14 protein-coding genes are annotated in these 15980 nt (G+C 46.7%); 4 read left to right on the forward strand and 10 right to left on the reverse strand.

The window, feature by feature from the left end; genetic code table 11:
- Position 1: 1 nt before the first annotated feature.
- The 10 genes from CIK88_RS00115 to CIK88_RS00160 form a co-directional block, all read right to left on the reverse strand.
- Positions 2-1081, reverse strand: a complete 1080-nt coding sequence (locus CIK88_RS00115) for a 3-methyl-2-oxobutanoate dehydrogenase subunit VorB (RefSeq protein WP_094389663.1) — start codon at positions 1079-1081, stop codon at positions 2-4.
- Positions 1082-1085: 4 nt separating this feature from the next.
- The gene (locus tag CIK88_RS00120; RefSeq protein ID WP_094433918.1) at positions 1086-1316 is read right to left on the reverse strand and encodes a 4Fe-4S binding protein; all 231 of its coding nucleotides are present in this window, start codon (positions 1314-1316) and stop codon (positions 1086-1088) included.
- 12 nt (positions 1317-1328) lie between these two features.
- The gene (locus tag CIK88_RS00125; protein ID WP_094389665.1) at positions 1329-1508 is read right to left on the reverse strand and encodes a tetratricopeptide repeat protein; all 180 of its coding nucleotides are present in this window, start codon (positions 1506-1508) and stop codon (positions 1329-1331) included.
- A 6-nt stretch (positions 1509-1514) separates the two neighbouring features.
- On the reverse strand, positions 1515-2393 hold the full coding sequence (folD, locus tag CIK88_RS00130; RefSeq protein ID WP_094389666.1) for a bifunctional methylenetetrahydrofolate dehydrogenase/methenyltetrahydrofolate cyclohydrolase FolD: 879 nt from the start codon (positions 2391-2393) through the stop codon (positions 1515-1517).
- Positions 2394-2447: 54 nt separating this feature from the next.
- A complete protein-coding gene (gene ffh, locus CIK88_RS00135; RefSeq protein ID WP_094433919.1) occupies positions 2448-3803 on the reverse strand; it encodes a signal recognition particle protein in 1356 nt (451 codons plus the stop codon).
- A gap of 304 nt (positions 3804-4107) precedes the next feature.
- Positions 4108-4692 carry an AbgT family transporter gene (locus CIK88_RS00140; protein WP_144007286.1) on the reverse strand — a complete coding sequence of 195 codons (585 nt, stop codon included), beginning with the start codon at positions 4690-4692 and terminating at the stop codon, positions 4108-4110.
- A gap of 51 nt (positions 4693-4743) precedes the next feature.
- Positions 4744-5460 (reverse strand): DUF5932 domain-containing protein, encoded by a 717-nt coding sequence (locus tag CIK88_RS00145; protein WP_094389669.1) that lies wholly within the window; start codon positions 5458-5460, stop codon positions 4744-4746.
- Entirely contained in the window at positions 5447-8656 is a 3210-nt protein-coding gene (locus CIK88_RS00150; RefSeq protein ID WP_094433920.1) for a DUF5112 domain-containing protein, read from the reverse strand. The genes CIK88_RS00145 and CIK88_RS00150 overlap by 14 nt, the downstream gene beginning before the upstream one ends.
- A gap of 71 nt (positions 8657-8727) precedes the next feature.
- Positions 8728-9396, reverse strand: coding sequence for a bifunctional 4-hydroxy-2-oxoglutarate aldolase/2-dehydro-3-deoxy-phosphogluconate aldolase (locus CIK88_RS00155; RefSeq protein WP_094389671.1), 669 nt, complete (start codon positions 9394-9396; stop codon positions 8728-8730).
- A 23-nt stretch (positions 9397-9419) separates the two neighbouring features.
- Positions 9420-10442, reverse strand: coding sequence for a sugar kinase (locus CIK88_RS00160; RefSeq protein ID WP_094389672.1), 1023 nt, complete (start codon positions 10440-10442; stop codon positions 9420-9422).
- A 755-nt stretch (positions 10443-11197) separates the two neighbouring features.
- On the opposite strand from CIK88_RS00160, the gene CIK88_RS00165 reads away from it, so the two are divergent.
- From CIK88_RS00165 to CIK88_RS00180, 4 genes are read left to right on the forward strand one after another with little or no spacing between them, the layout of a single operon-like run.
- Positions 11198-12268: a LacI family DNA-binding transcriptional regulator gene (locus tag CIK88_RS00165; RefSeq protein ID WP_094433921.1), complete on the forward strand. Its 1071-nt coding sequence runs from the start codon at positions 11198-11200 to the stop codon at positions 12266-12268.
- Between the two features lie 35 nt (positions 12269-12303).
- Complete coding sequence (locus CIK88_RS00170) at positions 12304-13803, forward strand: UxaA family hydrolase (protein WP_094433922.1); 1500 nt, start codon at positions 12304-12306, stop codon at positions 13801-13803.
- 35 nt (positions 13804-13838) lie between these two features.
- The gene (locus CIK88_RS00175) at positions 13839-15113 is read left to right on the forward strand and encodes a Na+/H+ antiporter NhaC family protein (RefSeq protein ID WP_094389675.1); all 1275 of its coding nucleotides are present in this window, start codon (positions 13839-13841) and stop codon (positions 15111-15113) included.
- Between the two features lie 2 nt (positions 15114-15115).
- Entirely contained in the window at positions 15116-15958 is an 843-nt protein-coding gene (locus CIK88_RS00180; RefSeq protein ID WP_094389676.1) for a hypothetical protein, read from the forward strand.
- Positions 15959-15980 lie beyond the last annotated feature (22 nt).

Consider the following 15980-nt stretch of genomic DNA (forward strand, 5'->3'; position numbering starts at 1 on the left):
GTTACCTCATCTTCTTTATAGCTTCAACGATTTCCTCTGGCTCGGGAACAATACCTCCCAAGCGACCGAAATGCTCTACAGCGATATCGCCGTTAACAGCCAGGCGCACATCCTGTACCATTTGTCCGGCGTTGATTTCTACCACAAGTACGCCTTTCTTGCCTTTTGCCACTTGAGCGATAGCTTCTGACGGGAATGGCCACAGCGTGATGGGGCGCAACAGTCCCACCTTCAGTCCTTCTTCGCGAGCCATTTCCATAGCTTTCTGTGTCAGACGTGCTGCACTACCGAAGGCCACAACGATAAAATCTGCATCATCACACTGGATGGTTTCATAGCGTACTTCCTTCTCGCGGATGGTCTTATACTTCTCTTGGAGATGAAGATTTCGTAGCTCCATAGCCTCAGGTTTGAGTTCGAGCGACGTGATGATATTGGGTTTGCGGTCTTTGGTGCGTCCGATAGTAGCCCAAGGACATTCTTTTCTGATTTCCTCTTCTGTGCGACGCGGTTTGATGGGTGGCAAAACAACCTTTTCCATCATCTGTCCTATCACACCATCAGCCAAAATCATGGCAGGGTTACGATATTTGAAAGCCAGCGTAAATGCGAGATCCACAAAGTCTGCCATTTCCTGAACGCTATCAGGAGCTAAGACGATGGTATTATAGTCACCATTACCTCCTCCACGAGTAGCTTGGAAATAGTCGCCCTGTGAGGGTTGGATGGTTCCCAGTCCGGGTCCTCCGCGTTGCACGTTGATAAACACACCGGGCAGTTCTGCACCAGCCATATAGGTAATACCTTCCTGCATCAATGCGATGCCTGGCGATGATGACGAGGTGAGCACGCGCTTTCCTGCAGCGGCTCCACCATAGATCATATTGATAGACGCCACTTCACTTTCAGCCTGCAACACCACCATACCGGTGGTTTCCCAGGGTTTCAGTTCTGCCAGAGTCTCGATGACCTCACTCTGCGGAGTAATAGGATATCCGAAATATCCGTCAGCACCACAGCGGATGGCAGCATGGGCCAAGGCCTCATTGCCTTTCATGAGTGTTACTTCCTGTTCTACCATAATCTTATCCCTCCATTTTTTGACGATAGACAGTAATACAAGCGTCCGGACACACAATGGCGCACGAAGTGCAACCTATACACTTGTCTATCTGTGTAGGTTCCACATAGGGATAGCCATGCACATTGACACGATTGGCCAATACAATAACGCCTTGTGGACAAGCACTTACACACAGCGCACATCCTTTACAGCGGTCGGTATCAACCACAACAGCTCCTTTAACCTTTGCCATAATTTTTATATTTTATGGGTTATACGAATCCTTGTGATAATAGTTCAGGATATCGTCAAGCATTTGCTTTGCTTCGACAGCAGGACTCTCTGGGTCAATCTCGATGGCTTTCAAGTAATTGTTGATAGCTCCTTGCCAGTCGGCCTGTCTGCGGCAAGCATTACCTTGTTCATAATATTCCTGAGCTGTCATTATTCTCTATTTATAGTATTCCTTCTTACCAGCAGCCAAAGTATTCTTCATCAGCGAGCAGATAGTCATCGGCCCTACTCCACCGGGCACGGGAGTGATAAACGAACACTTAGGTGCTACCTCATCAAACTTGACGTCACCATTAAGACGGAATCCGCTTTTGCGTGTGGCATCAGGTACTCGAGTGGTGCCCACGTCAATAATAACTGCACCAGGCTTCACCATGTCTGCTGTAACGAAGTCGGGACGTCCAATGGCAGCGATGATGATATCAGCATTTCTACATTCCTCTTTGAGGTTCTCCGAATGAGAGTGACAAACAGTAACGGTAGCATCGCCATATTGTTTCTGCATCATGAGTTGTGCCATAGGTTTGCCCACGATATTGCTTCTGCCCAATACGACACACTTCTTGCCACTTGTTTGAACATTATAGCGCTTGAGCAAAGTAATAATGCCCAATGGTGTGGCCGAAATGAAGCAAGGCAATCCAATAGCCATACGTCCTACGTTGACGGGATGGAATCCATCCACATCCTTTCGATAGTCGATGGCTTCAATTACTTTCTGCTCATCAATATGTTTGGGCAATGGCAACTGTACAATGAATCCATCGACATCGGCATCTTTGTTCAACCGATCGACGCACTTCAGCAGTTCCTCTTCAGTAATATTGTCCTCATAGCGGATAAGGGTTGATTTAAATCCACAAGCTTCGCAAGCCAGTACTTTATTTTTCACATAGGTCTCCGAACCACCGTCGTGACCTACCAACACTGCTGCCAAATGAGGTTGCTTACCTCCATTGGCCATGATGCCTTTCACTTCTTCCGCTATTTCAGCCTTAATAGCCGCTGCGGTTGCTTTACCGTCTATCAGTTGCATAAAGTTTATTTCGTTTGAATTGTTATGTTTCTGTGTCCTTTATCTATAAGAACATTACATCTTGGGCATTCCACCCTTCATGTGGCGCATGGCATTAGCCATCTGCATCATTTTCGAGCTATTGCCGCCTGTCATCATCTTCATCACCTTACGGGTCTGCTCAAACTGTTTGAGCAGGCGGTTCACATCTTCTATCTTTGAACCACTACCCTTTGCTATACGCTGACGACGACTTTGATTGATGATATCTGGGTTTGCACGTTCTTTGGGTGTCATCGACTGAATGATGGCCTCAACACCTTTAAAGGCATTATCATCGATATCCACATCCTTGATAGCTTTTCCTACACCAGGTATCATGGCTGCAAGATCTTTGATATTACCCATTTTCTTGATTTGCTGAATCTGACTCATGAAGTCGTTGAAATCAAACTTGTTCTTGCGAATCTTCTTCTCAAGTTCTTTGGCCTGTTTTTCATCAAACTGTTCCTGAGCACGTTCAACAAGTGATACGATATCACCCATTCCAAGAATACGGTCTGCCATTCGATCAGGATGGAATACATCAATAGCTTCCATCTTTTCACCTGTTCCCACAAACTTGATGGGTTTGGTTACAACAGTACGAATGGAAAGGGCAGCACCACCACGGGTGTCACCATCGAGTTTGGTGAGTACTACACCATCGAAGTCAAGCCGATCGTTAAACTCCTTGGCAGTATTAACAGCATCCTGACCCGTCATGGCGTCAACCACGAAGAGCGTTTCATCTGGATTGACAGCCTCTTTGAGCGTAGCTATCTCGTTCATCATCTCCTCATCAACGGCCAAGCGACCAGCAGTATCGATGATGACAACATTATAGTTTTTAGCCTTCGCTTCACGAATGGCATTATTGGCAATCTCTACAACATTTTTATTATCTGGCTCGGAATATACAGGTACACCAACACTCTCGCCCACTACGTGCAACTGCTGGATAGCAGCAGGACGATAGACGTCGCATGCCACGAGCAATGGATTCTTATGCTGTTTGTTTTTCAGCATATTAGCAAGTTTTCCGCTGAACGTTGTCTTACCCGAACCTTGCAGACCCGACATCAGCACGATGGCAGGACGATTCTCTAATGTAAGTTCGACAGCTTTACCGCCCATCAGTTCAGCCAGTTCGTCGTGTACAATCTTCACCATCAACTGACTGGGCTTCACAGCAGTCAGCACATTCATACCCATGGCTTTCTGCTTTACCGTATCAGTAAAGCTCTTGGCTACCTTATAGTTGACGTCAGCATCCAATAATGCACGACGCACATCCTTTAAGGTTTCTGCCACGTTAATCTCGGTGATTTTTCCTTCACCTTTCAGTATCTTGAACGAACGTTCAAGTCTTTCACTTAAGTTTTCAAACATATCTTATTACTTATATCTTTGGTGCAAAGATACAAATTAGAACCCGAAATACCAAATTTTACTGCACGTAATGCTTGGGAAAAATACAACCGCCCCTTCTATTTGCACACCACAAAACGGAATGTGCAATATCTGTAATCGAGAATCGCCATCAGAGATGGAAAAGAAAAACGGTCGGCAGCATACCGACCGATTTCATACTAAACTAAACAAATACTATTACCATTTTTGTGTCTGTGATGTTCTTAACACGTTGCAAAGGTACGCCTATTCTCCCAATGCCACAATACCTAAAAATGAGGGATTAGCCAAACACAAAGCGTATGGACTCATAGATTTGCATGAATAGTATATAGAAAAGTATGAAAGGAGTAATACTACGGAGTCCATCCAACAACGAGTCATAGACATGCCCGATATGACGGATTCGCTCCATTACCGCTCCATATAACATGGATGAGGTGACGATGGAGAATGCCAATACAGGAAGGAGGCTTGAAGCGAATGGCGACGGAAACAGATGTCCGGTAGCGCTCAACAACACGGCATGGGGCAGTATGGTCAGCAAAAGTAATGCCACAGCATAGACCACCAAGAGTCCCAGACTCATCAGCAAGGCACGGCGTTCGCGATAGGTATTGCTGTAGGCCAATACTCCACATCGGCGCAAGCAACCATAAGCCATTCCCATCAACAATATATTCACCATCAATGGCGTTGCCAATATCTCAGAGAAATGTCCGAAAAACCAGCGCAATCCTTCACTAGACAGAAGAGAACGAACTTGATCGTTTGGAAATGCCGCACTCCATATCCACGAAAACAAGATTAACGCCACCTCTGCCATTGCCAAGGTTGTTGCAAAATATGCTAATCGCTTTTTCACCATATCGACATACTCATACTGATTACTCTCTTCACCTCTAATCGGTCAGTTTCATCACTCTGCGTCAGGTTCAAGATTGTCAAGGTCGAGGATACGCAACTCCAAGGCTCTTACCACCAAACGGGTGGCGTTAACACTCTCTCCTTCAGGAAAGAGTTTGTGGACCAGTTCATTCTGTCGCTTCTCCAGACTCTTCACGCCAAAGGGCATTCCCCGCAGGTTGGTAATCTGTTCTTTAGTATAGCCGAGGGCCAGATGACGCAGGAAACGCTCATCATATTCATCAATCTCATAGTTGACCAAAGCCTCTTGACGTACCAGTTGCATGGTAACATCCCGTTTGAAACGCTCAACAATCTTTTTGAGTATAGGTTCGTTGAATACCAGTTGTTTGCCTTCCATCACAGCTCCGACATCTGAACGAGTCAGCAATTCTCCACTTTTAAGAATGATGCCGTCTGCTCCCGCATCGAGTGCATCAACCCAGAGTTTCTCATTGAGAATCTCGCCGGTAAAAATCAGCACTTTTACCTCTTTATAGTTTTGTTTGGTCTGACGACAGATTTCCACACCAACAGTTGTAGAACCTCCAAGTCCGAGGTCAAGCAATACCAAGTCCGGTCTTTGCTGACGGATCAGCTTCCAATAGTCAGCTTCATTGCTTGCCGTACCTATGATGTCGGCTTCAGGAATATCGTTTCTGATGATTCCTTCCGTGCCTTTAAGTTCCAACGGCACATCTTCTACGATAATAAGTTTAAAGTTTTCCATATTTGGGTAATGTTAATTTCACATAAGTTTTACCATCCTCTACTGTTGCCCAAATGCCACAACCACGCAAGTTTGTTGTTTCTCCATGATCGCGCACCACCTGTCGGCATAACAGATAAGGTATATGTTCTGAAGAGGAAGGGGTGAAGAGTGTTTCTGCCTCCTCCTTTGAAATATTCATGTGTGGTTGGGTAATAGTAAAGAGCCAATAACGGTTGTCTTTGCTCTCTACACTAACCTCGCTGTCTTTTTGCACCAAGATTTGCCACATCACATTCAGCGCATGGCTATCTCCCAAAACTTGATGACCATAGCAATCGACAGCCTTGAGATGAAGATGGAAGCGTTCCACTTGTCGAAGTGCTTGTTCGCTGAGAATACCATAGAGTTCGCGATAGTAGCTGACCACTTCTGCGAGATTGTTCTGATCATCTGCAGAAGCCAACTGTCGGATGCGGTTGGGATAATACATGGTCTCATGTTTTAGCGTTGACAAACAGTTGTCAAGTACGGCATTGGTAACATGAAGATTGCTACATTCAAGTTCTGCCCGCCGCAATTCGTCATCCGCCAGTTCGATATCTATGCGTTGTTTTTTCTCCCTATTGAACTGTTTATATAGTCGATGCCGATAATATTGCATATAGTAGGCTGGGATGAGAAGCATGAGGATGATGATGAGCAGAATGACCGCGATACGCTTATTAGATTGCGATTGCTGCATTTTTCGGCAATAGTCAGCAAGGGTATTGTCTGCTGAGAGTTCTTTATACAGTTGGGTGTAGGCCTTGTTATTATAAGCATAGAGTTGCCAATCGTGAAGGGCAAGGGCTGCCACCGCACTCTCATTACGAATGTCGAGCACTACTTGATAGTTGACATCAACACTATCGTGCAGCCACGCTATTTCTGGCGATAGTGTGGCACTCTCGTCAATCAGTTTCATGAGCAGGCGGCTGTCAGAACGTTGTTTGAGATACTGCAAGTTAAGGTATTTCATGCATGAATCTGCAAATTCCAACGTGCGTTCATACGTTCCGTTGATATTGGAGAAATAGGCTGAGTCTGCATAGATATGAGCCTGATTGCGGTTATATTGAGCGACCATGGTGTTCCACCCTACCATTAGCAACAACAATACTGTGAGCGTACGACGAACTCCTTTGGGCAATCGGAAAGCAAACCTACTCCCCTTTCCTACTGCGCTTTCTGCAGTCAGCGTACAGACGCTGAAGATGCTGCTTATCTTACGGTATTTCTCAATAATACCTTTACAGTTCATCAATCCGAAGCCATGCGAGCGTTGTTCTCCTGTTGGCGTTTCGCCCACATGATCTATTACTGGCTTGGCATCGAAGAGATGGTCGAGGGTCTGTTGGTCCATTCCTTTGCCGGTATCGCTAACCGTTACCTCCACGTATGTTTCAGTTTCGCTGGCGCTGACCGTCACGAGTCCATTACGTTCTGTAAACTTCCGGGCATTATCTGCCAACGTATTAAGCATGAAGAGGGTGAGCACTCTGTCGGCCTTGACTACTGCGGTAGTTGGTTCCACTTCGAGTGTCACTTGTTTCATATTGAATCCTGTACGACTATGGGCAACAATATCGAAGAGTCCTTGAAGTGGGAAACTCTCGATATGGAGATTCAGACTGCCTTGACGCAATTGAATCCATTGTGTCAGCACATCATTATATTTATTGATTTGATCGGTCAGTTCCTGAATATAGCCAAGCCGTTCCTGCCGTATCTTGAGCATATTCTGCTGTTCATCAGTCGAAGGTTTAGCATGAGGAGTGTCCCCGAGTCGCTTCACTTCATGGAGAATACGGTCTATGAGTGGTATGATGCTGATGACAAGTGCGACCTTGGCCCGCTGTTCCAAATGCTGTTTTTCGTTGCGCTCCACCCTCATCCATGCTTCTGCAACTTCTTCTTGCTTTTGTTCCAGGATCTCTGTCAGTTGGTTGTCCTGCTTCTGCCTGCGGTTCATGCGGTTGAAGATCCAAAGTAACAGTATCAGCAGGAAGATGGCCACGATAACGGCTATTATCATGACGTTAAGTTGCATGGAAGCCACTTCATACATATTGGCGCGTGCTTCTAATTCACGATCCTGACGAGTGCGTTCCTGTATATCGATATAAACATTGCGGTTATAATCGCTTTGGGGTTTATCGTTGAGAGCCGCATAGGCCACACTCATCTGTTCGCGAATACTTGCCACAAGGTCTGGAGCCTGATTGATGCGTTTGTCTGCCAATGCTTGGTAAAGGTGTTTGAGGGCTTGGCGGTCGTCTCCCATGACATGGTAGCATGTGGCCAGCGTGCGGTGTGCACCTGCAATCTGATAGACATCGCCAAACTGCCGGAACAGCATGAGTGCCTCTTCTGCCAGTTGCAGGTCATTCTGACGTTCTGCCAAAGCCTCTTTGGCGTTGGCTTCAAAGTAGGGATAATGACAACGTTCTGCCATGGAAACACAATGGAAAAGATTTTCTATTTCTTCGTTGGCAATATCTTCGGCTGTTCCCTCTATGATAATACCTCCTGCGCCGATATTGTAGAGGTAATTAAGATACTGTGCTGTGTCGCGACGCACATCATCCTCGTTGATTTGTCGAATGGCATTGGAGGCTTGTCGCTCCAAACCTACATAATAATAGTAGGTGGAATTGACGATGGCCAATTCGCTCTCGGCATAAATCATCCGTCGGGTATCTCTTGGCGAGAGTGCTGCACGCTCTTCGTTGATACGGCGCAAACAGTTTAGTGCTCGTTCGCGATGCTCATAAAAATCACGATTGCGAGAACGACGTTGACAGAGTCGCATCAGTTGCACTTGCGAGACGAGTTGTTCTATCTGATTGTCGGTTAGCGTAGCAGCCTCTGTCAGTTGCTGTTCTGCCTTGGCATAATCCATCCGGACAATATTGGCGAAGGCCAGATTGTTGAGTGCTTCTGCCTTTCCGTCATCGTCATACTGTGCCAGTTGGAGGGCTTTTCGGGCATAATGCTCCACAGAATCCAACGAGCGGTAATGGGCTTCATAGGCCTTGTCGTTGAATTGTTGTACATCTTGCCGTGGAGGAGCCTGACATGAGCTCGTCAGCAGAAGGAGTGCTAATGGTGCAATAAAAAAAACGTAAAGGAGATTAAGAAATGAACTCTCTGCTTTTATCGCATCGTGTTTCATATCTTAATCTCCTTTTGTTTATGATGATAATAAGCCGATGATTTTCTCCTTTTAGCAAAGGGAGTGAGTCATCATGCGCGAGCAGCGGCTACATAGCCAAGTGCTTCCTTGCACTTGTCGGTAACATACTGCCAGTCGCCGGCTTTTACCTTGTCAGCGGGGAAGAGCTTCGAGCCCATACCTACGCAATAGACGCCAGCCTTGAACCATGCTTTGAGGTTTTCGGCTTCTGGAGCCACACCACCTGTAACCATGATTTTTGACCAAGGCATTGGAGCCTTCAGACCTTTTACCATGTTGGGACCTACCACATCGCCAGGGAACACCTTGGTCAGGTCGCATCCCAGTTCCTGGGCTTTACCGATTTCGCTGACTGTCATGCAGCCTGGGCAATAAGGCACAAGGCGGCGGTTGCACACGGGAGCAATTTCGGGATTGAACAATGGACCAACCACGAAGTTGGCACCCAACTGCAGATAAAGAGCTGCTGTGGGAGCGTCAACTACAGAACCGATACCGAGAGCCAGTTCGGGGCACTCTTTATCAGCCCATTTCACGAGTTCACCAAAAATCTCGTGGGCGAAATCGCCACGGTTGGTAAATTCGAATGCACGGACACCACCTTCGTAGCAGGCTTTTACCACATTCTTACAAACCTCAAGGTCTTTATTGTAGAATACAGGAACCATTCCTGTATCGCCGATTTTCTTCAGTACGGCTATCTTATCAAATTTACTCATAATGATTGCTATGATTAGAATGATTAGCGCTGAACACGTCCGTTGGCATTTCCGCCAGCCAAAGCCTCTACCTCGTCAGCACTTACAAGGTTGAAGTCGCCGTTGATAGTATGCTTCAGAGCTGAAGCAGCTACTGCAAACTCAAGAGCTTCACCCTGAGTTTTCTTGGTGAGCAGACCATGGATCAGACCACCAGAGAATGAGTCGCCACCACCTACGCGGTCGATGATGGGGTTGATCTCATAACGCTTCGACTGATAGAACTCCTTGCCATCGTAGATCAAAGCTTTCCAACCGTTGAAGGTTGCTGAGTAAGACTCACGAAGAGTAGATACTACATATTTGAAGCCGAAAGTTTCCTTCATCTGCTTGAAGATAGTCTCATAACCTGAAGCATCGGTCTTTCCACCTTCTACATCGGCATCGGGTTTGAATCCGAGACAGAGTTCTGCGTCTTCCTCGTTACCAATACATACATCAACATACTGCATAAGTGGACGCATGATAGAGATTGCTTTCTCTGAGGTCCAGAGCTTCTTACGGAAGTTCAGGTCAACAGAAACGGTCACTCCGTGACGCTTAGCAGCCTCACAAGCCAGACGGGTCAGCTCGGCAGCTTTGTCAGAAATGGCAGGAGTAATGCCTGACCAATGGAACCACTGAGCACCTTCCATGATTTTATCAAAGTCGAAATCGGATGCATCAGCCTCGGCAATAGCGCTGTTGGCACGGTCGTAGATAACCTTTGATGGGCGCATAGAAGCACCAGTCTCTGCATAGTAAAGACCGACACGGTCACCACCGCGAGCCACAAATTCGGTATTCACGCCATAGCGGCGCAGTGCGTTAACGGCAATCTGACCAATCTCGTGCTTGGGCAGTTTGCTGACAAAATAGGCTTCATGACCATAGTTAGCCACTGAGATTGCCACATTAGCCTCACCTCCACCGGGGATGATGCGGAATGATTCACTCTGAATGAAACGGTCGTTGCCGTTGGGTGACAGGCGAAGCATAATTTCGCCCAATGTTACGATTTTTGCCATTTGTTTTAGTAATTATCTGCTGTTTGATATTTTGTTTGCAAAAGTACATATTAAATTTCAAACGTGCAAATTCTATACTGTTTTTTCGATTTAAATATGCCGTAAACGTTTTAGTCTGACCTTTTTTTGCCCCTAAAGACGGCAGAAACAGACTATAAGAGTCATGCTATTCCGTATTGGTTATCATACACCTATTTTATATATATGTTTCAGAGTTTCTTCAGCACTTGATAGAATTTCTTCAGAACATCCACAATACCTTTATACAACTTTCGCATGATTCCGCCACAGCTTGCCACTCTTCATTTCTTACCATCAAACTCCCATTATCGTCTGTTATTTCTTGGGACTTACTTAGGACTCACTTAGGACTTATCGCTTGTAAACATCCCGAAGCCATTCCCAAGGCATCCCGAAGCCGAGAGCAAAGGCTTAAGTTTACTTTAAGACTATGCCGAGGCGAAGATGGCTCGACCAAAGGTCAAGGCATCCCGAAGCCGAGAGCAAAGGCTTAAGTTTACTTTAAGACTATGCCGAGGCGAAAATGGCTCGACCAAAGGTCAAGGCATCCCGAAGCCGAGAGCAAAGGCTAAAAATCGGTAACATATAACCACTCAATCCCTCCTCCACAACCAAACATGATACTATTATGCCATTTTCTGATACCAAGGACAGACTACATCTTAAGAAACAGACAAAGAAAAACGAGTTTTCTTTTTGTATTTTGAGCGAATTACATTACCTTTGCAACAACTATGGATACAGGCAAAATAAGAATCAAGGATATTGCCGAACGTGCTGGCGTCAGCGTCGGCACGGTCGATAGGGTGCTCCATAAGCGTCCCAACGTGTCGAAAAGCGCACTCGAGAAAGTAGAAAAGGCTTTAGCAGAAATGGACTACAAGCCCAATATGTATGCCTCTGCACTGGCGTACAACAAGTCGTACCGATTCTTTTGCATCCTTCCCAAACACGAATCGGAAGCATATTGGGACGAAGTGGAAGAAGGCACCCTGGCAGCATGCGAACGCTTCCGTGACTTCAGAGTCTCGGTCAAACTGCTCTATTACAATAGGTTTGCGACAGACACTTTTGAAAAGGTTATGGACGAATGTCTCAAGGAAGAACCAGACGGCATCATCATGGTGCCGACAAAAATCGACGTCATGCGCAAATACTGCGACTTGATTCACCAATGGCAGATTCCATTCGTACTACTCGACTCATACATGCCGGACCTCAAACCGCTGACATTCTTCGGACAAGACTCATTCTCCAGCGGATATTTTGCAGCACGCATGCTCATGATGCTCGCTCCTCACGAGACAGAAATCATGCTGATGAAACAAATGCGCAACGGCAACGTGGCATCAAAACAACAAGAAAACCGAGAAACGGGATTCCGACACTACATGCACGACCATTTCCCTGATGTAACGATTACAGAAGTTAACCTGTCACTCGACACCGAACGCGAACAATACGATGATATTCTCGAAGAATTCTTCACCTCGCATCCACTCATACACCATTGCATCACCTTTAATTCGAAGGCACATCTGGTAGGAGAATTTCTACTACGCTCCAACAGAAGAAACGTGCAGATTATGGGATACGACATGGTGCCCAAGAATGCTGAATGCGTACGCCAGGGAAGCATCTCATTTCTTATCGCACAGCATGGATTCATGCAAGGATACACCTGTGTCGATGCACTTTTCCGAGCCATCGTACTGAAAAAAAAGGTGGAACCCATCAATTATATGCCCATCGAACTCCTCACCAAGGAGAATATCGACTTCTACCGACGTAACAACATCGGATAAACAGCTTCAGAAAACAAACTAAACTACTATACAAAATGAAACCACTCAAGACTTATCTCAAAATCAATCCAGCCGACTCGGTTGTAGTATGTCTCGAAGCCAAACAGAAAGGCGACATCATCGAAATCGACGACCAACAGATTATCGTCAATCAAGACACTCCTGCCGGACACAAAGTGCTCATCAAGGATGTGAAACAAGGCGAAGACATCATCAAATACGGCTACCCTATCGGACATGCAAAGACTGACCTAAAAGCAGGCGACTGGGTAAACGAAAACAATCTGAAAACAAACCTCAGCGGAACACTTGAATACACCTATCAACCCGTTGATGCAACACTCAATATTGCCGACGAACACCGCACCTTCAAAGGTTATCTACGCAAAAACGGCGACGTAGGCGTACGAAACGAAATATGGATCGTTCCGACCGTGGGATGCGTCAACGGAATTGCAGAACAACTGGCACACAGACTGCAAGCAGAAACCCACTGCGAAGGTATTGACGCCATTTGGACTTGGCACCACAATTTCGGATGCTCACAACTCTCAGACGATCACGAGAATACTCGAAAAGTGCTACGCGACATCTGCCTACACCCCAATGCAGGTGGTGTACTCGTACTCAGTCTCGGATGTGAGAACAATCAACCCGAAGACTTCATGGCTATGTTGGGAGACTACGACAAAGACCGCATCAAACTGCTTGTCACACAACGTGTTGAAGGAGACGAAGTAGAAGCCGCCATGCAGGAACTACGCCAACTCTATCAAAACGCACGTCAGGACAAGCGCGTTGACGTACCCGTCAGCAAGCTCCGCATCGGACTGAAATGCGGTGGTAGCGACGGATTCAGCGGAATCACAGCCAACCCACTCGTGGGAGAATTCAGCGACTGGCTCGTAGCACAAGGCGGAACAAGCGTTCTGACAGAAGTTCCTGAAATGTTTGGAGCAGAAACCATTCTCATGAACCGCTGCAAAACTCCAGAACTCTTCCAGCAAACCGTTTCTATGGTCAACAACTTCAAAGAGTATTTCCTCGCACACGGAGAACCCGTAGGAGAAAACCCAAGCCCAGGAAACAAAGCAGGAGGCATTTCCACCCTCGAAGACAAAGCATTAGGATGCACACAAAAATGCGGAAAAGCACCTGTGAGCGGCGTCATGGAATACGGAGACCGACTGCAACACGACGGACTCAACCTGCTTTCTGCACCAGGAAACGACCTCGTTGCATCTACCGCTCTGGCTGCCAGCGGTTGCCATATCGTACTCTTCACTACCGGACGCGGAACACCATTCGGCACTTTCGTACCCACCATGAAGATTGCCACCAACCCCACTTTGGCAAAAAACAAACCACATTGGGTAGATTTCTCTGCCGGACAACTCATAGAAGGACGCACCATGCAAGAACTGCTGCCTGAATTCATCGACAAAGTACTGGCTGTGGCAAGCGGACAACAGGCACGAAACGAAGAACATGGCTATCGCGAAATATCCATCTTCAAAAATGGAGTTACGTTATAATAAAAGTATAATCACAAAAAAGGTGTAACACAATCGTGAAAAAAGGCATCATCGCACTATCACCACTATTGGTGTTCATCGTCCTATATCTAGTCACGAGTATCATTGCTCGTGACTTTTACAAAGTGCCCATCACCGTGGCTTTCATGGTGGCCTCTATCTATGCGGTCATTATGGCAGGAGGAATCCCACTACGCAAACGCATAGACATCTACAGCCGAGGAGCAGGAACAGGACAGATGATGCTGATGATATGGATTTTTATCTTGGCAGGAGCCTTTGCCAATAGCGCAAAGGCCATGGGATCTATCGACGCTACCGTCAATTTAGCACTTACACTACTGCCCGCCAACATGCTGCTGGCAGGACTGTTTCTGGCGGCTTGCTTCATTTCGCTCTCTGTGGGAACAAGCGTAGGCACAATCGTCGCCCTGACCCCTATTGCAGCAGGCGTTGCCAGTCAGACCGGTACAGCACTACCACTCATGGTGGCAGTCGTAGTTGGCGGTTCGTTCTTCGGCGACAACCTCTCATTCATATCCGACACGACAATTGTTGCTACCTCAACCCAAGGTTGCAGACTCTCAGACAAATTCCGAGTCAACTCCTATATCGTCATTCCTGCAGCCATCGCTATCCTCGCCATATATGTGGTCATGGGACTCCATACTCAGGCACCACAAAAGGTAGGACCAGTATCGCTACTAAAGGTTATACCATACCTCGTCGTTCTGCTGACAGCAGTTTGCGGAATGAACGTCATGGCAGTACTCACGCTGGGCATCGCACTCACAGGAGCCATAGGCCTTATCGACGGATCGTTTGACTTCTACGGATGGATGGGATCCATGGGGCAAGGTATCATGGGAATGGGTGAACTCATCATTATCACCATGATGGCAGGAGGCCTGCTGGAAATCATCAAACACCAGGGAGGAATAGACTTCCTTATCCAGCGCATGACGCGTCATATCCACACCAAACGGGGAGCAGAACTCGCTATCGCCGCTCTGGTATCGCTCGTTGACCTCTGTACAGCCAATAATACCGTGGCAATCATTACCGTAGGAGGTATTGCCAAGCAAATAGGCGACCGTTTCGGAGTAGATAATCGGAAATGCGCATCCATACTCGACACCTTCTCATGCATGATGCAGGGACTTATACCCTATGGAGCACAAATGCTAATGGCTGCAGGACTGGCTGCACTCAACCCCATCAGCATTCTGCCTTATCTCTATTATCCAATGGCAATCGGCTTTACTGCCCTACTCGCCATCTTGTTGCGTTATCCTAAACACGTATCCTGATTATGAACATCATCCAGCGCAATTGTATCCGTCTGCTACGCGAAGGGGCTTTCAACGAGCATCTGACGCTTGAACCCATGTCGGCATGGAAATGGGAACGCGCACTCGTCTTTGCACAAATCCATGATATTACACCATGGGTATTTGACGGAATACGACAGTCTGCCGATGACTTCTTCCTACGTCTTGACGCAAGTCTATTGGCCAACTGGCAACAAGCAACTATTCATGCCGTTTCAGAGCAAGCAGAAGCCGATATCGACAAACAAGAAACCGAAGAACAACGGTTGTCCAATCCCCTACTCAACAGAAAACTGCGCCGACTGCTCCAACAAGCTGAAAAGGAAATATCGATAGAAAGCCTGCAAGCTACTAAGGCTTTCATGCTACGGTTGGTAGGAATCTCGCGCAACCTACTCACACAAGGCATACATCTACGGCGCTTCGTAGAACTGGCCATCTATCTACGAACCACACGCGACAACATCGACTATGAACACATCCGTTCATGGATAACACAACTCTACATGGAACATGTTGCCAGTCTGACAGCTTCCGTATTGGTCAGTCTCTTCGACTTCGATGCCGGCAATATCCCATTTGCAGAGGCATCTTCACCCAAAGAAGCACAGCAACTGATACGCGAATTCATGAAGATTTCAGGCAACGAACTCGATGAATGGTACTTCACACAAGGAGACCATGTCTTTGTCGGCACCAACAATTCCAGTTCTCTTATCTGGCACGTGAGACACTCCTTCAGATACATGTATGTTTTCCCACAAGAGTCACCATTCAATCTTTTGGGAAACTTCATCCATTCCCTATCGCATATCGAAGAATAATCGAATCTGAATATCAGAAATT

Origin of the sequence: Prevotella sp. P5-50 (assembly GCF_002251295.1) — a bacterium.
Lineage (GTDB): Bacteria > Bacteroidota > Bacteroidia > Bacteroidales > Bacteroidaceae > Prevotella.